Source organism: Kitasatospora sp. NBC_01560 (assembly GCF_045208415.1).
In the GTDB taxonomy this organism is placed as follows: domain Bacteria; phylum Actinomycetota; class Actinomycetes; order Streptomycetales; family Streptomycetaceae; genus Kitasatospora.
Map to the genome: position 1 here is coordinate 1,573,469 of NZ_CP109364.1, position 21,115 is coordinate 1,594,583.

A 21,115-nucleotide genomic window follows, 5' to 3' on the forward strand; every position below is an offset into this window, starting at 1 on the left:
ACGACGGAGGAATGGGCGGATGGCGAGGACACGACCCGGCGCGCGGCGCGACGCGGCCGACGAGGCACTGATCCGAACGCTCTACGAGCAGCACGGCGGCGCGCTGCTCGCGTACGCCGTGCGGCTCACCGGCGACCGGGCCGCGGCCGAGGACGTGGTGCAGGAGACCCTGATCCGCGCCTGGCGCAACCCCGAGGCCCTGACCGAGGCCCGGGGGTCGGTCCGCGCCTGGCTGCTGACGGTGGAACGCAACCTGATCACCGACCGGTTCCGGGCCAGGGCCGCGCGCCCGGCGGAGGTCGCCGAAGTGTCCGAGGAGATGGCCACCGTGCCGGTGGAGCGCGACCACGCGGACGGCGTGGTGGAGACACTGGCGATGACGGAGGCGCTGGACCAGCTCTCGCCCGAGCACCGGGAGGTGCTGCGCTCCATCTACTTCCAGCGGTTGTCGGTCGCCGAGGCCGCGGTGCAGCTGGGCGTGCCGGCGGGGACGGTCAAGTCCCGGGCGCACTACGCGCTCCGGGCGCTGAAGCGGTCGTACACCGGCGGGGCGGGGACGTGGAAGGAGGTGGCGGTGTGAGCACGGAGCGGTTCGAGCGACCCGAGCAGCACGAGCGGCACGAGGAAGACCGGCAGCACGAGCTGCACGGGGAGCACGGGGAGCACGAGCGGAGCGCGGGGCTGCTCGGCGCCCATGTCCTGGGCGTGTTGGAGCCGGCGGAGGCGGAGTCGGTGGAGCGGCACCTGACCGGCTGCGCGCCCTGCCGCCAGGAGGTGGCCGAGTTGCGGGATCTGGAGCGCGTCCTGGGCGAGGTCCCGCCGGAGCTGCTGGTGGACGGGCCGCCCGAGGGCGGCGACCTGCTGTTGCAGCGGTCGCTGCGACAGGCCCGCGCCGAGCGGGGCACCGAGCTCCGGCGGCGCCGGGCGTGGATCGGCGTCGCGGCGGCGGTGGCGGCCGCGGCGGTCCTGACCGCGGGGGTCTCGCTGGGCCGCAGCACGGCGTCGGCACCGCCGCCGGTCGCGGTCGCCCCGGCGCCGTCCGCGGCGAGTGTGGCGCCGCCGCCGGCCGGCACGCGGACACTGTCGGCGACGGAGCCGTCCACCGGTGCCCGGATGACGCTGACCGTCACCCCGGCGGCGGGCTGGGTGCGGGTGAGCGCGGCGGTCACCGGGATCCCGGCGGGTCAGCGATGCCACCTGGTGGTCAACGGCAGGAACGGGGCGAGGGCGGACGCGGGCAGCTGGCTGGTCTCGCCGGCCGGTGCCGAGGCCGGCACCACGCTGGACGGCTCCGCCCTGGTCGCTCCGGAGGACGTCGCCTCCGTGTCGGTGGTGAACGAGTCCGGTCGGACGTTCGTGACGGTGCCGCTGTAGGAGGGCGAGGGCGCGCGCGGCCCTGCTGCAACGCCGCGCACCCGCGGGGCCGGTGACGGCTCCGCGGGTGCTCCGGTCGGTCGGGGGTCAGAACTGGGTGCTGACCGTGACGCCGCTGAAGTCGGTGACGGCGTACAGGCTGAGGTAGCGGTAGCCGGCGGTGGGGTTGGTGACGGTGAGGGACTGGGTGGTGCCGGTGCCGGTGGAGGAGGCGGTGAAGGCGCTCGGCGAGGCCCAGGTGCCCGGGTTGTAGTACAGGTTCGCGGTGCCGGTGCCGCCGGAAGTGGTGACCTTCAGCGTGGTGGTGCCGGCCGGCAGGTAGACGTACAGGAAGTCGGTGTTGCCGGCGGTCGCGGCGCGGCCGGTCCGCGAGCAGTTCCGGCCCATCGCGTCGGTGCGCGGCTCGGTGCAGTTCGGCAGGGTGACGGGCGCGGCGGTCACGGTGACCGAGGCCGGGGTGGTGGCGGTCCTGCCGGTGCTGTCGGTGGTGGTCAGGGCGACGGTGTACGAACCGGCGGCCGCGTAGGTGTGGCTCGGGTTGTGCTCGTCCGAGGAGGTGCCGTCGCCGAAGGTCCAGTGCCAGGCAGTGATCCGGCCGGGGCCGGTCTGGACGGACCGCTCGGTCACGCTGACGGTCGCGCCGTTCACCGACGTGTCGAACAGGGCGGTCGGGCCGGCGGCGTAGCAGGCGCCGGCGGCGCAGGCGGTCAGCCAGGCGTCGAAGTCGGCGTCGTAGGAGGTGCCGAGGTTGTTGTAGACCGCGTAGCCGCCGGTGTAGTCGCCGGCCCGGAAGCGGGCCAGCATGGCCTGGACGTCGGCCGGGTGCTTCTCCAGCATGTAGCGGACGGCCAGGTAGCCCCACGGGTAGACCCGGGTCGAGTCCGAATTGCCGTAGGTGTTCTGGAAGATGGTGCTGAGCTTGTAGGTGTGCTGGGCGGCCTGGGCCATCGCGTCGGTGTCGGTGGTGGCGCGGTAGCTGTAGGACATGTACTCGGCGAGGCCCTCGACCCACCAGATGTCCGGGACGGACGTCTGGGCGGTGAAGGTGCCCTTCATGTCGTAGATGCCGTCGAGGTAGTGGGTGTACTCGTGGTTGAGGTTCCACACCCGGGCGGGGTCAGTGTTGTTCCAGGACTTCTGGTACATCACGTTCACGGCGCGGTTGTTCGGGTCGGTCGGGTCCATGACGGTCTGGCCGCCGTTGTCGGTCGAGTTGCCGAAGATCGCCCACGAGTACGTGGTGTAGTCGGTCTTGTTGGCGAAGATCCCCTGGGTGACGGTCTTGTTGTACTGGTTCGGGATCGGCCCGTTGTCCTTGACCACGTTGTGGAAGAACGCGTCCTCGTTGCGCAGGCTGGTGCAGACGGCGGCCAGTTCGGCGGCCGACAGGGCCTGGGCCTGGATGGTGCGGTTGTCGCAGACCAGCTGGTTCGGCAGGACCACCGCGGTGAGCTTGGCGGGCAGGTCGCATATGTCGTAGTACGAGCACTGGTTGTTGTCGTAGACGGTGGCCTGGAAGGCCGTGTGCACGTACAGCGAGGCGTCGGCCGTGAGGAGCGGAGCGGCGTTCAGCACCTGCTTGACCAGCGGCTTGGCCGCGGCCTCGACGGCGGGGCTGCTCCCGGCGATCCGGCCCAGGTCGTTGCCCGCGTTGGTGTCGAGAACGGCGTTGGGCCCGCTGAGCAGGTCCTTGTGGTTGATCGCGAAGTTGGCGAGGGAGGTGACGACGCCCGGGTCGGCAGCGACCGCGTTGACGAAGTTCGGGTTGCCATTGCCCCGCCAGAGCGGGTACCTCAGCACGGAGTTGACCGCGCTGACTATCTTCGGGACGGCGTTGTAGGAGTTGTTGTAGTCGTCCAGCACCCGCTTGTAGACGCCCAGGTAGTTGCCCTGGATGTTGGCGCTGTCGGTGAGCGTCAGCACTTCGAGGAGAACGCTGCCGTTGCCCTCGGAGACGTCCTGCCAGCGGGCGCCGGCGAAGAACGCGTCCAGGCCGGCCTTGACGGCGGTGGTGAGCTCGCCGGTGTACGGGCCGGCCGCGTCGGGGTAGTAGGACTGGATGTAGTAGCCCACCCGCAGGTAGAGCACCAGTTGCAGGATGCCGGTCGAGTTGTCGCCGGTGTACGTGGCCGCCAGGTCCTTGAAGGCGGCCGCGACGGGCAGCATCCGCGACTGCTTGAAGATACCCGGGTCGGCGCCGCCGCTGGTGAACAGCGCGTTCACGCAGTCGGTGGTCGAGCTCTTGAGGAACGCGACCAGGTCGGCACCGCTGTGGCCGGCGAAGTCCGCCGGGGTGCAGCTCTGTGCGGCGGCTTCCGCGGCCGGGCCCGACTGGGCCCGTGCCGCCGGGGAGTTGGGCCGGACGGGGGCGGCCGCGACGGCCGTGGCGGCCGGCTCGCCCATCAGGGTCTCGCTGAGCAGCGCCGGGGGCAGCGGGGCGGCGGGAGCAGCGAAGTTCTCGGACTGCGTCGTCGCACCGGCGGCGGACAGGCCCGCCGGCTTCGCGGCGGCGGCGGTCGGGGCGGCGGTCGGGGCGGTCGCGGTCGGGGCCGGTCCGGCGGTGGCGGCAGGGGGTGCCGCGAAGGCCTGGGCCGGCAGCACGGCGGTGGCCGTGGCGCAACAGGCGACGACGCCGGCTGCGAGCGTGGAGAGTCGTATGCGCAGGTGCACGCCGAGTCCTTCTTCGAGTGGGGGCGGCCTGACGTGGGGTCAGGCCGGATGAGGGAGTGGCGTGGATCCTGTCACCGAATGAAGGTGAGAACAATGTCACAGGTCATATGTCATGGCAGTTTCAGCCACCTCGTTACTCACGGCGCCCCTCTGCACGGCTGACCTGCGACGACGGCAGCCGGGACAGCCCCGGCGGGCGGGCGCCCGGCAGCCGTCGCGGCACGGGCCGGGAGGTCGGCCGCGGGCCCCGCGGGCGGACGGGCCGCACGGGCTGGCCGATCTGCACCCCGGCCGGAGGTGCGGCCGGGGACGCTCCGGCTTCGTCACCGCTCTCGCGAGGGCACCGGCCCGGCCCGGCCGCCCCGATGGCCCGACGGCGCCGGCCGCCGAACCCGGCGGCCGGGCACGCAGAAGCGCCCGGCCGGGAAACCCCGGCCGGGCGCCTGCATGGGACTGCTCGCGGCCTGATCGACTCAGCAGATGGGGCGTCGCCCCCTCGAACCCGCCGGGAGGGGGCCGCCCGGCAACCGCCTGCGGGCGGGCGACGGCCGGCAGCAGCAGCGACGGCCGGCGGGCGGCGGCCCGCCGGCCGTCAGCCCAGGGCCTTGGCCTGCCAGTACCCGAACTGGCGGAGCGGGTCACCTTCGAGGGACCACGGCCACGGCGTGACGGTGTCGCCGATCAACTCGAAGACGCCGGTGCTCTCGCGCGTCCGGCCGGCCTGGACCAGGGCGTAGCCGAGCAGGTTGAGGTCGGCCAGCGCGGCCGCGTACTGCAGGTGGCCCGGGCGGGGCCAGCCGGCCAGCGCGGCGTCCAGCGCCCCGGCGGCCCGGTGGGTCGCCCACTGGCGGCGGGCGAGCAGCCCCTCGACGCCGCCCCGGGCGACGGTGCGGGCGTGCTCGTCGACCAGCGCGGTCAGTTCCACACCCACGGCGGGGGCCGTCGCCGGCACCCCGGCCCGGACGGTGTGCACGAACTCCAGCTGGCTGCTGCGCGAGCCGCACTCCTCCGGGGAGAGGTAGCGCAGCATCTGCAGATGGGCCTCGCGGTGCCAGGGGTCGCGCGCGGTGATCTCGTGCCAGACGGCGAACAGTTCGCGCGAATCGGCGCGCATCAGGCGCAGGATGCCGAGCAGCACCACCCAGGGCGAGGGGTCGTCGGGGAGGGCGTCGGCGGCGGCGTAGCAGAGGTCGGCGGCGGCCCGGGCGTCCTCCATCTTCCCCGCGTGCCGGCCGCGGACCAGCTCGACCCAGCCCTCGAAGACGAGGGCGTCGGCGCTGCCCGAGCGGCGCAGCCGCCAGGAGCGGGCGAGCCCGGAGGGCGCGGCCGCCTCGGCGAGCACACCGAGGCGGTGCGACCGGCGGTCCCAGTCCGTCCCGGCCTCCTGGAGGAGCCGTTCGACCTGGTCGGCCTGAATACTGCCCTGGCCCGGTATCCCGGGGGAATTCAATTGTCGCCGCACACGACCGAGTTTGACGTCGTCGAGTTCCGGCAGCAGGCGCGGGCCGGAGGCGCGAAGCCTTCTGAGGATCGACACGCGCCGCAGCCTAGGCCCCGGCCGGAATTTCTGACAGCCCCCGGGGGCAATTGTTATTTCCCGGCGGCCGGGGTGACGCTACCGGCTCGTACCGCGACCGGGCGGCGGTGGCCGACCGGCGGGAACGCGGTGGCCGGCGGCCTCCGCGCCCGCACGGCGACGGCGCGCGACGGGCGGCCGACGGTCAGCGACGGGCGAGGAACTCGCGCCGAAGCGGTGGGGGCGGCGGAAAGCAGTCAACGGCCCCCGCCCGCGCGGGGCGACGGATTCCGTCGGCATGATCCCTTTCGGGGATATGACCTCGCGTCAGGAATTCGTATTCCGGGCTGCGGATTTCGCACCCGCCCGGCGCCTGCCCGGCACCCGGTATCTCCCCGCACCGCCGCCGGTTTCGCCGTCACGCCGCCGGACCGTCACCCCGCCAGGGCCGCGCCCGCCAGGATCACCGGGTCCTGGGCGAGCTCCGCCAGCAGGGCGTCCAGCTTGGTCCGGTCGACCGAGGGCATCACGAAGACGTGCACGTAGCTGCGGCGGGTGGCTTCGTCGCCCGGGACCATCAGGACGTCCTGGGAGGAGAGCGACCACTTCGCCACCAGGTCGGCGCTGGGCTTGCGGAACCGCACGGTGACGGCGCCCGGGGTGCGGGCCGGCCACAGCTCGACGCCGGTCTCCTGCTCGATGTCCCGCAGGCGCCGCTCCAGGTAGCCGGCCAGCTCCTGGGCGCTGCGGATCCGGTCGACCTGGTCCTGGTAGGAGTGCCGGGAGAGGTGGTCCCAGAGGACGAGCGGGGAGAAGCCGTTCCGGGAGCCCGCGAAGGTGGTGTCCGGTGCACCGATGTAGTCGGGCTGGGACGGCGGCGAGATCTGGTACTTGACCTTCGTCATGTAGATGCCGCACGGCCACGGCGCGCCCGGCCACTTGTGCCCGCTCATCGCGATCGAGGAGACCATGTCGAGGTCGCCGTACTCCCGCGTGGGCAGGCGCAGGCCGAAGTCGTACTCCGGCAGCGCCACCTCCGGCGTCCAGCCGTACGCCGCCGGGTCCTGCGCGGCCATCCGCAGGAACGGCGCGTAGCCGGCGCCGAGCGCGCCGTCCACGTGGATCCAGAAGCCGCGGCGCCGGTCGACCAGCGGCTCGCCGGACTGCGGGTCGGTGCCGTAGACCACCTCGCGCTGGATCAGGCCGTACTTCTCGAAGACCGGCAGCAGTCGTTCGCAGACCGTCCGGACGTCGTCGTGGGCGCCCTTGAAGGTGCTGCCGAGGTTGAGGTTGACGAAGACCGGGTGGCCGTTGGCGGCGAAGAACTCGACCAGCGCCACGAGGGCGTCGACGTCTATCTCGCCCGGGCCGTCCCAGGACCGGCCGGAGGGGCCGGGGGCGGAGGGCACCTCGGTGGGCCACTCGCGGCGCCCGGTGGCGGGGTCGACGATCGGGCAGTCGTCCGGGTACTTCTCCAGGCCGACGGCGTGGAAGGTCTCGACGCCCAGGACGCGGACGGCCTTGGCGAAGGAGTAGTGGGTGTCCTCGGAGTAGAAGGCCACCGGGCGGTGGGCGTTGGGGTTGCTCCGGTCGGGGGCGGCCTGCACGTAGCGCAGGGCGTCGAACGGGGCCGCGGGCGGCTGGATCAGGGCCTTGCCGCTCAGGTAGTCCCGGGCGTTCCACAGTGCGTACATGTTGCCCTCGGTCGAGCCCATGGAGAGCATGTAGCCCCAGTACGACTCGGGGTCGGCCGGGTCGTGCGGGCGCTCGGCGTTCCACAGTGCCGCGTAGTAGTCGAGCACCGCACGCTCGACGACCTTGGTGTTGGGCTTGTAGCCGCCGCTCTGGAACGGGTCGCCGAGGTTGTTGATGTTGTTCGGCATGAACCGGGCCAGGTCCAGGGCGCAGCCCTGCATGTCCTGGGTGGCCTGGTAGCCGACGAGGTGCCGGCGCTTGCGCGTCAGGTACTCGTCCACGGTGTCCAGGGCGCGCAGGCGTTCGGCGTCGTCCAGCCCGGTCGTGGGGAGTGCGAACTCGCGGCCGTCCAGCTCCGGGCCCGGGTCGACGGCGGGCGCGGCGGCAAACGTGGCGGTCGGGCTCATGGGCACGGGACTCCGGGTTCGCTGGTCGCCCGGTCCGTGGGTCGTCCGGACAGCGGCGGAGGGCGTTGGCCGCTCGCGGTCAGCTTGGAACTTCTTGCCGCCGTACGGAAGACCCTTCGAAGGAAATTCGGTCCGGGCCCGTAGAATCTTGCGATTCATCGGAACGGGCTGCGATCATGGGCCGCGTGCCGAACAATCCACCGCCGCGCCGGACGCCCATCGACGCCGTCGACCGGGCGATCGTCCGGGCGCTCGCGGAGAACGCCCGGATCCCGAACAACGCCCTCGCCGAGGCGGTCGGGATCGCCCCCTCGACCTGTCTGGCCCGGGTCCGCGCGCTGCAGGAGCGCGGGGTCATCCGTGGGTTCCGGGCGGAGGTCGATCCGGCGGCGATCGGGCTCCCGCTCCAGGCGATGATCTCGGTCCGGCTGAGGGCGCACACCCGCGAGCAGAACGAGAGCTTCCGCAGCACCGCGCCCGACCTGCCCGGGGTGCTGGCGGTCTTCCACATGGCCGGGTCCGACGACTACCTCCTGCACGTCGGTGTCGCCGGCCCCGAGGCGCTGCGCGATTTCGTCGTCGACAACCTCACCACCCACCCCGCGGTGGCGCAGACCCGCACCAACCTGATCTTCGAGCAGATAGCGGGCCGCCGGTACCTGTCGTCGGAGCACTGAACGGCCGGGTCCCGGGCGGCGCGTACGCGCCGCCCGGGACCCGGCCCGCGGTGGATCAGCAGGAGCCCGCCGGGCGGTCCCGCATCACCAGGTCGGTGCGGCCCGCGCTGGCGTCGAGCCAGATCACCCGGGTGCCCCGGTCGGCCGCGGCCTGGGACTGGCCGCCGCGGTTGCAGGAGAGCCGCTGGGGGGTGCCGCCGGTGATCGGCAGCTGCCAGAGCTTGGGCAGGTTCGCATTGGACACCTCACCACCGTGCCGGAGACCGTTGACCTCGTAGGTGACGGCCCGGTCGGAGGCGGTGACGGCGGTGCTGCCGTGCGGCGCGTACGGCGAACCGGCGGGCACGAGGTCGGTCGCGCCGGAGCCGTCCGGTGCACCCGCGCGGATCGAGGCGGCCCTCGTGGCGTCGCGGGGCTGCTCCACCCAGATCAGCCGGCCGCCGGCGAGCACGACGGATTCGACGGTGGCGCCCACGGCGCCGGCCGGGTACCGGGCGGTGACCTTGCCCGCGGCGATCGAGTAGGCGGTCGCGGCGCCGGCGCGCTCGCCCCCGGCCTGCCACTCCTCGGACCAGCCGACCATGCCGTCGGAGACGGTGACGCCGGTGGCGCTGTGGCCCTCCGGCAGCGGGATCTCGACGGGCGGGGCGCCGTCGTGGGAGAGCCGGATCGTCGTCCGGCCGGTGGCGAAGGCCGTCGCCCGGAAGACGACGTCCTGGCCGGTCACGTGGGCCTCGCCGATCTGCTCGGACGACGTCCGGTACACGCTGCGGACCGGCCCGCCGGCGAGCGGGCGGGTCAGCACCTCCATCCCCCACACGCCCTGGGCGTCGTTGCCGACGGCCACCCAGGCGGCGGACCGGCCGTCGGTGCCGGCCCAGCTGTGCAGGCGCCCGTCCTCCGGGCTGAGGCGGGTCGGGGTGCCGGCGCTGCCGGTGGATCCGGTGAACAGGGCCGTGCCGCCGGCCCCGGGCTTGGCCCCGGACCCGGGCTTGGCGGTGGACCCGGCGGTGTTGCTCATCACCCAGTGCCCGTCGGCGGCGACCGGGGCGAGCGGGGCGGCGACGTCGCGCAGCAGCGGGCGGCTGTCCAGCCCGATCCGGTTCTGCCAGCCGGCGCGGATGCCGTGGGCGTCGAACGCGGCGGCCACCGCGCGGAGTTCGGCCCGGCCGAGGTTCATCGAGCGGCCGGCGGCGAGGACGGCGTTGCGGCCGTCGACGAAGTCGTCCAGCGGGGTGAGGTACTCGGCGAGCGCGCGGTAGACCAGCCGGTCGGCGGTGAGCGGGTCCAGGGTGCGCCGGAGGTCCCAGAGCGCGCCGGAGAAGATGGTGGAGTTGTAGTGCACCCCGCCGTTGTCGTAGGAGTGCGCCAGGCCGAGGTAGTCGTCCACGGTGGTGCGGTGATCGTCCATCCGGCGGTCGGCACAGGCCTCCGGGGTACCGGTGAGGCACTTGCTCTCGCCCAGCAGCGCGGCTCGCGGGTCGTCCATCGCCACCCCGCGGGCGGTCACCTCGATGGCGTTGCCGAAGTAGTCGGCCAGCGCCTCGTCCATCGCGCCGGACTGGTCGAGGTAGACCAGCTTGGCGGTGTTCGCGACGACACCGTGGGTCATCTCGTGCCCGGCCACGTCGAGCATGACGGAGAACGGCCGGTACTTGGGGCCGCTGTCGCCGTAGACCATCTTGCTGCCGTCCCAGAACGCGTTCGGGAACGGCCGGCCGCCGTCCGTCACGTTGACCACGGAGACGATCGGACCGGCCTTGCCGTCCAGCCCCTCCCGGCCGAGGCGGTCGCGGTAGAAGTCGTACACGATGCCGGCGTTGAGGTGCGCGTCGGTGGCGCCGCTGGTGCCGGTCGTGGCCGGGAAGGCCGGGCCCGGGGAGCGGACCGGCACGATGTCGGCGGGCATCCCGCCGTCGAACTCGTAGGAGTCCCGGCCGGCCGCGTCGTAGGTGGTGACGGTGGCGGCCCGGGTGAGGTCGGTGAGCTGGTACGTCCCGTCCGCGAGGCGGGCGGTGTTGACCACGGCGGGGCGGCCGAGGGCGTCGGTGGCGGTGCCGGTGGCGGGCACGCCGACGGGCGCGGCGGCCACGGTCGCGCCGGGGGCAGCCGGAGCCGGTGCGGCACTCGCCCCGGCCGGCGCCGGGGTGCGGGCCGGGGAGGCAGCCGGGGTGCGGGCCGGGCCCGGGGACGGCGCCCGGGCGTCGAGGGCGAGGGCGACGGCGCCGGCCAGCGCGTCCACGTAGACCTCGCGGACCAGCGGGGCCCCCGTCGCCGGGTCGGCGGCGCGCACGGTGAAGTGCTGGGCCAGCCGCCCGGCGCCGCCCGGCAGCACCACCGGGCCGTGGTCCTCGGCGGTGGCCGCGGCCCGGGCCCGCTGGTCCGCGATCTCGCCGAGCGCCAGGCCCCGCAGCACGGCGGCGGGCACGGTGGGCGTGGTCGGCACGGTGAGGCCGGTGAAGTACTTGCCGCCGGCCGACTCCACCCGCTGACCGGGGCCGTCGCCGGTGAGGTGGACGAGGTACTGCGCGCCGAGCACCGGTACGCCGCCGTGAAGCTGCTGGAACCTGACGGTGTGCCGGCCGTCGGCGCCGCGCTCGGCGGCGAGTTCGGTGAGCTGCCCGGGGTCGATCCGGTACCGGTCCTGGTGGGCCGCGAGGTGGGCCCGGGCGGCGTCGGCGGGGTTGCCGGGGGCCGGCTCGGCCAGGCCGGTGACCAGTTGCGGGGCGCTGGTGTCCTGACCGGCCACCAGGCCGGGCACGGGGTCGGGTTCGGCGGCCGGAGCGGCCAGGGCGACCGGCGCGGCAAGGCCGAGGCTCAGCACGGCGGCCAGGCCGGCGCCGAGCACCCTGGGCCTGCGGGAGCGGTGATGCACAGCGGTCCTCTCACGGGACGGGGTTCGGTGGTCGTGGCGCGGGCCTGCACGCTTGCGCGCACCCGTGCCTGACGACTCGTCAGATCACTGCACCCGCCGCAGCGGGCGCAGGTGACGGTCCGTCGTCAACACCATAAGCCGTCCTGCGAGATATGTCGATCGACGTCATATGACGTCGTAGCGAGCACCGCTGCACTGGACGCCTCCGTACCAGGCAGCTCCGCACCCGGTGCCTCTGTACCCGGCATGCCCGGCCGGGCCGGGCCGGGGCGCCCGTCCGGCCCCGGCCGGACGCCCTCAGAGCCAGGGGATCTCCTCCGCGGCGTACCGGTAGGCCCGGAAGACGGCGTTCTGGGCGCCCCGAGAGGATTCCAGGCCGACCCCGCGGCCGAACGCACCGAACTCGGGGACGACGAACTCCCACACCACGTCGCCCTCGGGCGTGACCTCGAAGAGCCGGCCGAACGAGCCCTCGGCGACGAAGGTGTTCCCGTTGGGCAGCCGCTGGGCGCTCGACATGTAGGGGCTGTAGAAGTTCTGCGGCGGGTTGTCCTCGTACGTCCAGACCGTCCGGCCGTCCGCCGGGTCGATCTCGACGACCCGCGAGTACGGCACCGAGGTGGTGTCCCGGTAGGTGCCGTTGTCGAACACCAGGATGTGCCCGTCGGCGAGTTCGTGCGGGTAGTGCTGCTGGGCGAGGACGTCCGGTCCGATCCGCCAGCGGATCGAGCCGTCCGCCCGGTTCACGGCCACGGTGGTCGAGGCGCTGCGGAAGCCCACCACGACGCCGCCGTCCCGCAGTTCGTTGACGGTGTTGGCCATCGGCCAGTGCTCGCGGGCGAAGTGCGGGTTGAGCGGGGTCAGTTCGGGGTCCAGGTGATCGATCGCGGCCCAGCGCCACACCACCTCGCCGTCCCAGGTGACCTCGTACACGACGTCGCCGTGGATGACGCCGCCGGGGGCCTCGGAGCCGGGGATGCCGCCGCGGATCCGCGCGGCGTCGGCGGCGGTCAGCGGCTCGACGCCGAGCACCAGCAGGTTGCCGTTGCGCAGCACCGAGGCGTCGTGGTGGTGGAACGGGTGGCGGAGCTCGCGCAGCACCGTGCCGTCGGGGGCGATCTCCTGGAGGATGCCGCCGTGGTAGACGTCCCAGATCGGGAAGAGGCTCGGGCCCGTGGTGTCCTTGCCCTGGTAGAAGAGGTTGCCGCCGGGGAGCAGCCGGGCGTGCCGGCCGGGCGGGTGCGGGAGCCGCCAGGTGTGGGCGGGGCGGCCCTCGATGTCCACCAGGTGGACGTCACCGGGGCCGGCGATCGGGGTGTAGAGGGTGTAGCCGCCCCAGCTGCGCGCGGGGTCGTGGGCGCGCAGGCCGAGGCCGCGCCGGCGGAGGGTGTTCTGGTCGACGGTCACGGTGATCGGGGAACTCCTGTGTCGTGCGGGTGGGTTCGTGGGGGTGGTACGGCGGCGCGGCGGTGCAGCAGCGGCAGGGCCGGCCGCGGGCTCAGAGGGCGGCGACGGCGCCCGGGTCGGCGGCGGCGAGCGGGCCGGGGTGCAGCCGGGCCAGCAGCGCGGCCCGGTCGGCCGGGCCGGGGAGGCCCTGGGCGGCCTTCGCCCAGCCGGCCTCGTCCTGGAGCTGCTGGAGCAGCTCGGCGGAGAGCGTCGGCCGGTACTCGTAGGCGGGCTGGAAGGCCTCCACGTAGGCGCTCTGCAGCGCGCCGTCGGACTGCGCGAGCACGGCGCGGCGGGCGGCCGCCGGGTCGGCGGTCAGCTCGGCCTGGGCCCGCAGCAGGGCGCGCAGGACGGCGGTGGTGGCGGGGTCGGTCGCGGCCGGGCCGGCCACCAACAGGGTCCGGGCGGTGTAGCCGGTGAAGCGCAGTTCGGCGTAGCGGTCGCCGAGCGCGGTGCGGGTGGCGTCGTAGAAGCTGGGGAAGGTCGCACCGGCGTCGATGTCACCGCGGGCGAGGGCGGCGGGGATCTGGTTGGGTGCGAGGTTGACGACCTGGACGTCGGCGGCGGTGAGCCCGGCGGAGGCGAGCATCCGGGCCACCGCGTACTCGACGTTGGTGCCCTGGGGCAGGCCGATCCGGCGGCCGCGCAGCCGGTCGAAGCCGGTGATGCCGTGGTCGGCGCGGGTGAGCAGCCGCCAGTCGGAGAACCGCGAGAGGTCCGCGACGATGCGCAGGTCGCGGCCGGTGAGGGCGGCGGTGACGGCGGGCAGGTCGCCGACGACGCCGAGCTGCGCCTGGCCGCCGAGGACGGCGTTGAGCGCGTCCCGGCCGGTACTGAAGGCTTCCGGTTTCACCCGGACGTGCTCGGCGGCCCAGAGCCCGCGCTCCTGCGCCAGGTGGACGGGCGCGCCGCCGAGGTAGTCGCTGCCGGCGACGGTGACGGACGGGCCGTCCCCCGCGGCGGGGGAACCACCGGAGGAGCCGGGGCGGGAGCAGGCGGTGGCGGCGGCGAGCAGGACGGCCAGGAGCAGGACGGCGGCTGCACGGGGTCTGGGCATGGGCGGGTTCCTCGTGGTGGGAGAGCGGTTCGTGTGGAGGAGCAGTTCGTGTGGCAGGGCGGGCCACGGCAGGCCGGTTCAGCCGTGGCCGAGTCGACGGGCGATCAGTTCGCGCAGGGCCGGATCGGGCCGGCCGGCCGGGACGGCGTGGTCGGCGAGCACCCGGCCGGGCTTCCCGCCGAGCACCACGACCCGCTCGGCGAGGGCGAGCGCCTCGTCGAGGTCGTGGGTGACGAAGAGCACGGTGGCCCCGGTGCCCTGCCGGAGCCGGCTGAGCAGGGCCTGCATCCGGGCCCTGGTGAGCGCGTCGAGGGCGCCGAACGGCTCGTCCATGAGCAGGACTTCGGGCTCGGCGGCGAGCGCGCGGGCCAGCGCGACGCGCTGCTGCATCCCGCCGGAGAGCTGGGCCGGGTACTTCTCGGCGCCGTCGGCGAGCTCGACCTCGGCGAGCGCGGCCAGCGCCCGCCGGCGGCGCTCCGCGCGCGGCAGGCCGAGCCGCTTGAGGGCGAACTCGACGTTCCCCCGGGCGGTGAGCCAGGGGAAGAGCGCGTAGTGCTGGAAGACCATGCCCCGGTCGGGCCCGGGGCCGGTGACCGGCCGGGCGCCGACGAACACCCGGCCGGCGGTGGGGCGGACGAAGCCGGCGACGGCGTTGAGCAGGGTCGACTTGCCGCAGCCGCTCGGGCCGAGCAGCGCGGTGAAGGAGCCGGCGGTGAAGTCGAGGTCGGTGGGGGCGAGGACCGGGGTGCTGCGGCGGCGCGGGCCGTGGCCGACGGCCAGGCCGTCCAGCCGGATGTCCTGGCTCATGACGCGCTCCAGTGGACGATCCGGCGGCCGAGCGCGGCCAGGGCGAGGTCGACGGCCACGCCGAGCAGCCCCAGCACCAGCAGCCCGGCGAACATCCGGTCGGTCCGCAGGAACTGCCCGTCCACCTGGAGCCGGTAGGCCAATCCGTTCTGTGCTCCGCCGAGTTCGGCGGCGACCAGGGCGAGCAGCGCCACCGAGGCGCCGTACCGCAGCGCGGCCAGCAGGGCGGGCGCAGCCGCCGGCAGCAGCACCTCGGCGAACCGGCGGTGCAGCGGCGCCCCGAGGGAGCGGGCCGCCCGCAGGTGGGCCGCGGGCACCCGGGAGACGCCGTCGTGGACGTAGAGCCAGACGGCGAGCAGGACGGCGTAGGCGATCAGCAGGCGCTTGGCCGTCTCGCCGATGCCGAACCAGGCCGTGGCCAGCGGCACCAGGGCGATGGCCGGGATCGGGCGGAGGAAGGAGACCAGCGGGGTGACGGCGGCGGACAGCCGGGGCAGGTAGCCGGTGGCGAAGCCGAGCCCGCAGCCCAGGGCGGCGCCGAGGGCGAAGCCCTGCCCGGCCCGGCCGAGGCTGGCGGCGAGGTCGGCCCCGAGGGTGCCGGTGCGGACGCTCTCCTCCAGGGCGCGCCAGGTGGCGGCGGGGGTGGGCAGCAGGCCGGGCGCCACCGCGCCGGAGGCCGCGAGGGCGGTCCAGCCGGCGACGACGGCCACGGCGGCGGCGAGCGGTGGCAGGAGTCGGGTCAGGACGGCCGCGGGGGGCGGGGATTCGGTGGGGTGCACGCGGTCGTCTCCTCGGGGCTGCCGGGCGTCCACCCGGGCCGATATAAGTGTCATCAATAATTGACGACACTTATCAACGGCGTGTTGCAGCCGTGCGAAACGTTCCTTCCACCCCCGTCCGCCCCGCGACGATGCGGTACGTTCACGAGCGTGTCCCGACTCGAACCCTCCCCCGAGGCGCTCGCCGTCGGCCGGCTGGTCCGCAGCCGCCGCAAGGAGCGCGGTGTGCCGATGGCCGAGCTCGCCGCCCGCTCCGGCCTCTCCCAGCCCTTCCTCAGCCAGCTCGAACGCGGGCTCAGCACGCCCAGCCTCAGCTCGATCTACCGGATCGCCGAGGCCCTGGGCGTCCCGCCCGGTGCCTTCCTGCGCCCGCCCGCCCGGCCGGGCACCGTCAGCCACGAGAGCGACCCGCAGGTGATCCGGGTCAGCGAGGGTGCCGGCCAGATCGCCCGGGTGCTCATCCCGGGCGGCAGCAGCAGCCTGATGGAGGCCTACGAGCACCACTTCGAGCCCGGCCAGGGCGAACGGGGGCGGTTCGAGCACCCCGGCGAGGACTTCCTCTACGTGCTGGAGGGCGAGGTCGTGCTGGAGATCGACGGCGAGGAGCCGCTCACCCTGCGTGCCGGCCAGAGCGCCCACCACCGCGGCGACGTCCCGCACCGCTGCCGGCTCTCCGGCGACGCCCCGGCCCGCACCCTCCTCGTCATCGCCACGCCCTGACCGGGCCGGGCCCCGGCGGCCCCGAAGCGGCCGACGCGGGCCCCAGGCACCCGACTTGACGGTCGAGCGGGCCGCCCTGCCATAGTGGCCGGGTGCGCGTCGGCCTGCTCGGACCTCTGGTGCTGGACAACGGCGCCGGCCCGGTCCCGGTCGGCGGCCCCCGGCTGCGGGCGCTGCTGGCCCGGCTGGCGCTGGACGCCGGGCGCGCCGTCCGGCCGGAGGCCCTGGCCGAAGCGCTCTGGGCCGAGGCGCCGGCCGACCCGGCGAACGCTCTCCAGTCACTGGTCTCCCGGCTGCGCCGCGTCCTGGGCGACCCGGCCCGGCTCACCTCGGGCCCGGCCGGGTACCGGCTGGCCGTCGCTCCGGACGCGGTGGACACCGTCCGGTTCGAGCAACTCGCCAGATCAGGGCGTCAGTTGCTCGCCAGGAGCCGGCCCGTCGAGGCCGCCGCCGCCCTGCGGGAGGCGCTGGGCCTCTGGCAGGGCCCCGCCCTGGCCGACGTGCGCGCGGCGCCGTTCGCCGACGCCGAGGCCGAACGGCTCGAACGGGCCCGGCTGGCCGCGCTGGAGGACCGGATCGAGGCCGACCTCGCCGTGGGCGCCGGGCCCGGACTCGCACCGGGCGCCGGGCCCGAACTCGTTGCCGAGCTGGAGTCCCTGACGGCGGACCACCCGCTGCGCGAACGGCTGCACGCCCACCTGATCCGCGCCCTGGCTGCGGCCGGCCGGGGCACCGAGGCGCTGGCCGCCCACCAGCAGCTCCGCGACCGGCTGGCCGAGACCTTCGGCAGCGACCCCGGACCGGACGTGCAGGCGGCCCATCTCGCCGTACTGCGCGGCGGGCCGGCCCGGCCACGGCCCGACCGCCCGCGGCTGCCCGGCAACCTGGACGCGCCGCTGACCAGCTTCGTCGGCCGCCAGGAGGACGTGCGCCGGGTGGTCGGACTGCTCGACCGGGCCCGGCTGGTCACCCTCGTCGGGCCGGGCGGCTCCGGCAAGACCCGGCTGGCCGTCACCGCCGGCCGGGAACTCACGCCCGCGGGCGGGGTCTGGCTGGTCGCGCTGGCCCCGGTCGTCGCCGAGGACGTGCCCCGGGCCGTCCTCGACGTCCTGCGCGGTCGCACCGACCGTCCGCCCCGGCAGACCGCCCCGACGGACCGTCCGCCCCGGCCCCGCGACCCCGATCCCAGCGGCGGCCCCGCCGGCGGCCCCCGGCCCGCCGACGTCCTGGACCACCTGGCCGACGCGCTGGCGGACGACGAGACGGTACTGCTCCTGGACAACTGCGAGCACGTGGTGGAGGCCGCCGCGCAGCTGGCCGGCGCCCTGCTCGGCCGCTGCCCCCGGCTGCGGATCCTCGCCACCGGCCGGGAGGCCCTGCGGATCGACGGCGAGACCCTGCACCCCGTCCTCCCCCTCGAACTGCCCCCGCCGGGTGCGCCGGCCGGTCGGGCCCGCGCCTGCGCGGCCGTCCGGCTCTTCGAGGACCGGGCCGCGGCGGTCCGGCCCGGATTCACCGTGGACGCCCGCTCGGTGGCCGCGGTGACGGAGATCTGCCGGCGCCTGGACGGCCTGCCGCTCGCGATCGAACTGGCCGCGGCCCGGCTGCGCACCCTGCCGATCGAGGCGGTGACGGCCCGGCTGGACGACAGGTTCCGGCTGCTCACCGGGGGCAGCCGGACGGCACTGCCGCGCCACCGGACGCTGCGGGCCGTGGTGGCCTGGAGCTGGGACCAGCTGGACGCCGACGAGCGGGCCCTCCTGGAGCGGCTCGCGGTGGTGCCCGGCAGCTTCACGGAGGACGCGGCGCAGGCCCTCCGCGGGCCCGGCCGGCGGACGGACCGCGACCGGCCCCACCACGACCGGGCCGACGACCACCCGACCGCCGACGTCCCGGAGCTGCTGGCGGCGCTGGCCGAGAAGTCCCTGCTGCACCCCGTCCGGGCCGGCGACCCGGGTGAGCCGCGCTACGGCATGCTGGAGACCGTCCGGGAGTACGGCCTGGACCAGCTCGCCCGCCGCGCCGAGGCCGACGCCGCCCGCGGCCGGTACCTCGCGTTCCTCCTCGACCTGGCCGAGGCCGCCGAGCCCCGGCTCCGCACCCGCGACCAACTGCGCTGGCTGGCCCGGCTGTCGGCCGAGCGGGAGAACCTGCTCGCCGCGATCCGCCGGGCGATCGGGGCCGGGGACGCCGGCACCGCCGTCCGGTTCGGTGCCGCGCTCGGCTGGTTCTGGTCCCTGCGCGGCAACCCCCCGGAGTCGCTGGACCTGCTCGGCCGGATCCTGGAGGTGCCCGGGCCGGCCGATCCGGTGGCCCGCACGCTGGTGCGGGTGGCCCACGCGCTCGGCGTCGCCGAGGTCGGTGCGCCGCACGAGGCGGAGGCCGCGCTCGGCCGGATCGGGCGGGCGGCGCAGGGCGTCGATCCGCGCCACCACCCCCTGCTGGAGCTGGCCCGGCTGGCCACCGCCGTCACCGCACCGGCCTCCGAAGCGCCGGACCGGGCGACCGTTCCGAACGGCCCGGACGGCCCGGACGGCCCGGACCGTCCCGACGCCGAGGACGATCCCGACGCGGAGGACGACGGACAACGGGACCCCTGGAGCCGGGCGTTCGGGCTGACGGTCCGCGGCAGGCTCGCCCTGCACAGGGGGGACGCCCCCCGCGCGACCGCCCTGCTCACCCGCGCGCTGGCCGGCTTCGAGGAGCTCGGGGAGCGTTGGGGCCTGGCGAGCACGCTGAGCGCCCTCGGATCGCTCCGGCGGCGGGCCGGCGACCCGGCCGCCGCACTGGCGCTCAACGAGCGGGCCGGCCGGTACTTCCAGGAGCTCGGCATGCGGGAGTACAGCGTCGAGAACGACGTGGAGGCCGCCCTGATCCATGCCCGGGCCGGGGACGTGACGGGTGGGCGGCGGCAGTTGGAGCGCCTGCGCGAGCAGGTGGAGCCGACCGGGTCGGCGGAGCTGTGGGCGCTGGTGCACCTGGGTCTGGCCCGCCTGGAGTGGCAGGCCGGGCGGGCCGAACCGGCCCGCGCGCACGCACGGGCCGGTCTGGCCGGGCCACCCGCCGAGCAACCGTCCCCCGCTCCCCCGGCGTCCCCCGCTCCCCCTGCTCCCCCCGCGCACCTGACCGCCCTGCTGCGGGCGGTGCTCGCCCGGGCGGACGCGGCCGACGGACGCCCCGAGGAGGCGGTGCGCCGGCTCGACCACCCGGCGGTGCACCTCGTCCTGAGCTGGGACACCCCGGTGGCGGCCGGGCTCGCGGTGGTGGCCGCCGAGATCGAGCTGGCCCGCGCCCGGCCGGAGGGCGCCGCCCGGCTGCTCGGTGCGGCCGCCGCGCTCGGCGGCACGGCGGAACCCGGCGGCGAGGACGTGCACGGGACCACCCGGCGGGCCACCGCCGCGCTGGGCAGCAGCGGTTTCGCCGCCGCGCACGCCGAGGGTGCGGCGATGCCGCGGGGCCGGGCCCGGAGCCTGGTCGCCGCCCTCGTCACCGGGCCCGGCTCCGGCTCCGGCTCCGGCTCCGGCTCCGGGCCCGGGCCCGGCCGGGGAGGTCAGCCGGCCTGAGCCCCGCCCGCCCCGGCGGGTGCGGCCGCCGGGACGGGCTTGCCGAACATCGCGCAGACCGCCGCGAGGTGCAGGGCGCGGTCCGCCTCGGCGAGCGCCGGGTCGGCGTCGAACTCGTACCGCAGCTCCGTCGGGACGAGCACGGTGGCGGTGCGGCTGCCGGTGCCGTCGGTGATGTTGCTGCTGGAGTAGCCGGTGATCCCCCCGTCGTGGGCCCAGACCGTGCCGCAGGGCGTGGCCCCGGTCTCGATGCCGAGCCCGGAGCCGGGCCCGTCCACCGGGTGCTCCGGATCCATCGGGACGGTGGTGCGCAGCTCGGCGAGCTGCGTCGCGGGCAGCAGCCGGCCGCCCAGCAGCGCGGCGTAGAAGCGGGCCCAGTCCTGCGCGGTGGACACCACGGCCCCGGCGGTCCCGCCCCAGCCCGGGTCGTTGCCGGAGACGTCGACGTGGCCGTCGAGGCGGCGTCCGGCGACGTCGCGGTACTCGGCCGGGACGCCCGGCGGCATGTGGGCGGCGTCCGGTTCGTAGCCGAGGGCGTGCCGGCCGCGCCAGGCCGCGTCCGTGGGGAGGTAGGTGTGGCGCAGGCCCAGCGGGCGGGCGATCCGGTCGCGGACCAGGTCGGCCGCGCTCTGCCCGGTGACGGCTTCGAGCACGGCACCGACGGCGGCGTAGTCGGTGTTGCTGTACGACCAGCGGGCGCCCGGGGCGAACAGCGGCTCGTGCCGCACCCCGACGGCGAGCAGGTCCAGTGCGGTCCACCGCCGCGGCTCCCGGCCGAGGACGGACGGCAGGAGCGCGCCGTCCAGGGTGTAGTCGAACAGGCCGCTGGTGTGGTTCAGCAGCATCCGCAGCGTGATCGCCCCGCCGTTCGGCACCCGGCCGGGCAGCCACCGCTCCACCGGGTCGTCGAGGGTGAGCCTGCCCTCGGCGGCCAGTTGCAGCACCAGCGTGGCCATCAGGGTCTTGGTGTTGGAGCCCATCCGGAACTCGTCACCGGCGGTGAGCCGCTGGTCCCGCGCCGCCCACGCGGCCTGTTCGACGATCTCGACGGGCCGGCCGCGGCCGTCGTCCACCCGGACGACCACCCCGGGTGCGCCGGCCGCCACCAGGGCCCGCGCCAGCTGGGTGAGCCGGGCCCGCTGCGCGTCGGTGCCGTCCGTGCCGTCCGTGCCGGCCTCCGGTCCGGGCCGGGCGGCCGGCGCCGCGGGGCGGACTGCCGGTGCCGCGGCCGCGACCGGCCCGGTGGCCAGACAGCAGGCCGTGATCACGGCGGGCAGCACGCGCCGGCGGCGGGTCCGCACGGCACGGGCCGGGGAAGAGATGCGAGGGGGTGACAACTGATCGGGCACGGGCCTGTCCTCTGTTCGGTGGATGACCTGGACGGGCCCAGCCTCCGCCCCGCCGCTGGCAGACCGCGCACCGCGCGCTGTCAGGCGGCCGGCGCCGGCGGTCCGCCGGTGTGCGATGCCCCCGCGCCGCCCGGCCCGACGGCGGCCGGCCGCGGGCCGGCGTCCCGTCGGGCCGGGGCC

14 protein-coding genes are annotated in these 21,115 nt (G+C 75.5%); 5 read left to right on the forward strand and 9 right to left on the reverse strand.

What is annotated here, in order from left to right:
• Positions 1 to 19 precede the first annotated feature (19 nt).
• Positions 20 to 580 (forward strand): sigma-70 family RNA polymerase sigma factor, encoded by a 561-nt coding sequence (locus OH807_RS06400; RefSeq protein ID WP_406194959.1) that lies wholly within the window; start codon positions 20 to 22, stop codon positions 578 to 580.
• Positions 577 to 1,374, forward strand: coding sequence for a zf-HC2 domain-containing protein (locus OH807_RS06405; RefSeq protein WP_406194961.1), 798 nt, complete (start codon positions 577 to 579; stop codon positions 1,372 to 1,374). The genes OH807_RS06400 and OH807_RS06405 overlap by 4 nt, the downstream gene beginning before the upstream one ends.
• A gap of 87 nt (positions 1,375 to 1,461) precedes the next feature.
• Here the strand turns inward: OH807_RS06405 and OH807_RS06410 are convergent, their stop codons facing one another.
• From OH807_RS06410 to OH807_RS06420, 3 genes are all read right to left on the reverse strand, one after another.
• The gene (locus OH807_RS06410; protein WP_406194964.1) at positions 1,462 to 4,044 is read right to left on the reverse strand and encodes a collagenase; all 2,583 of its coding nucleotides are present in this window, start codon (positions 4,042 to 4,044) and stop codon (positions 1,462 to 1,464) included.
• Between the two features lie 592 nt (positions 4,045 to 4,636).
• On the reverse strand, positions 4,637 to 5,581 hold the full coding sequence (locus OH807_RS06415; RefSeq protein ID WP_406194967.1) for a hypothetical protein: 945 nt from the start codon (positions 5,579 to 5,581) through the stop codon (positions 4,637 to 4,639).
• Between the two features lie 413 nt (positions 5,582 to 5,994).
• Positions 5,995 to 7,662, reverse strand: a complete 1,668-nt coding sequence (locus tag OH807_RS06420; RefSeq protein WP_406194969.1) for a histidine decarboxylase — start codon at positions 7,660 to 7,662, stop codon at positions 5,995 to 5,997.
• A 176-nt stretch (positions 7,663 to 7,838) separates the two neighbouring features.
• On the opposite strand from OH807_RS06420, the gene OH807_RS06425 reads away from it, so the two are divergent.
• Complete coding sequence (locus OH807_RS06425) at positions 7,839 to 8,339, forward strand: Lrp/AsnC family transcriptional regulator (protein WP_406194971.1); 501 nt, start codon at positions 7,839 to 7,841, stop codon at positions 8,337 to 8,339.
• Positions 8,340 to 8,394: 55 nt separating this feature from the next.
• Here the strand turns inward: OH807_RS06425 and OH807_RS06430 are convergent, their stop codons facing one another.
• The 5 genes from OH807_RS06430 to OH807_RS06450 form a co-directional block, all read right to left on the reverse strand.
• Positions 8,395 to 11,214, reverse strand: coding sequence for a M4 family metallopeptidase (locus OH807_RS06430; RefSeq protein ID WP_406194973.1), 2,820 nt, complete (start codon positions 11,212 to 11,214; stop codon positions 8,395 to 8,397).
• A 297-nt stretch (positions 11,215 to 11,511) separates the two neighbouring features.
• Positions 11,512 to 12,621, reverse strand: coding sequence for an aryl-sulfate sulfotransferase (locus OH807_RS06435; RefSeq protein WP_406194975.1), 1,110 nt, complete (start codon positions 12,619 to 12,621; stop codon positions 11,512 to 11,514).
• A gap of 91 nt (positions 12,622 to 12,712) precedes the next feature.
• Positions 12,713 to 13,717, reverse strand: coding sequence for an ABC transporter substrate-binding protein (locus OH807_RS06440; protein WP_406194978.1), 1,005 nt, complete (start codon positions 13,715 to 13,717; stop codon positions 12,713 to 12,715).
• A 78-nt stretch (positions 13,718 to 13,795) separates the two neighbouring features.
• Positions 13,796 to 14,524, reverse strand: a complete 729-nt coding sequence (locus OH807_RS06445) for an ABC transporter ATP-binding protein (RefSeq protein WP_406194980.1) — start codon at positions 14,522 to 14,524, stop codon at positions 13,796 to 13,798.
• Complete coding sequence (locus OH807_RS06450) at positions 14,521 to 15,303, reverse strand: ABC transporter permease (RefSeq protein WP_406194983.1); 783 nt, start codon at positions 15,301 to 15,303, stop codon at positions 14,521 to 14,523. The genes OH807_RS06445 and OH807_RS06450 overlap by 4 nt, the downstream gene beginning before the upstream one ends.
• Before the next feature lie 150 nt (positions 15,304 to 15,453).
• Here OH807_RS06450 and OH807_RS06455 point away from each other — a divergent pair, with 150 nt between their 5' ends.
• Both OH807_RS06455 and OH807_RS06460 read left to right on the forward strand, forming a co-directional pair.
• A complete protein-coding gene (locus OH807_RS06455; protein ID WP_406194986.1) occupies positions 15,454 to 16,023 on the forward strand; it encodes a helix-turn-helix domain-containing protein in 570 nt (189 codons plus the stop codon).
• A gap of 92 nt (positions 16,024 to 16,115) precedes the next feature.
• A complete protein-coding gene (locus OH807_RS06460; protein ID WP_406194988.1) occupies positions 16,116 to 19,586 on the forward strand; it encodes an ATP-binding protein in 3,471 nt (1,156 codons plus the stop codon).
• On the opposite strand, the gene OH807_RS06465 is transcribed toward OH807_RS06460, so the two are convergent.
• Positions 19,574 to 20,866 carry a serine hydrolase domain-containing protein gene (locus OH807_RS06465; RefSeq protein WP_406194991.1) on the reverse strand — a complete coding sequence of 431 codons (1,293 nt, stop codon included), beginning with the start codon at positions 20,864 to 20,866 and terminating at the stop codon, positions 19,574 to 19,576. The genes OH807_RS06460 and OH807_RS06465 overlap by 13 nt on opposite strands.
• Positions 20,867 to 21,115 lie beyond the last annotated feature (249 nt).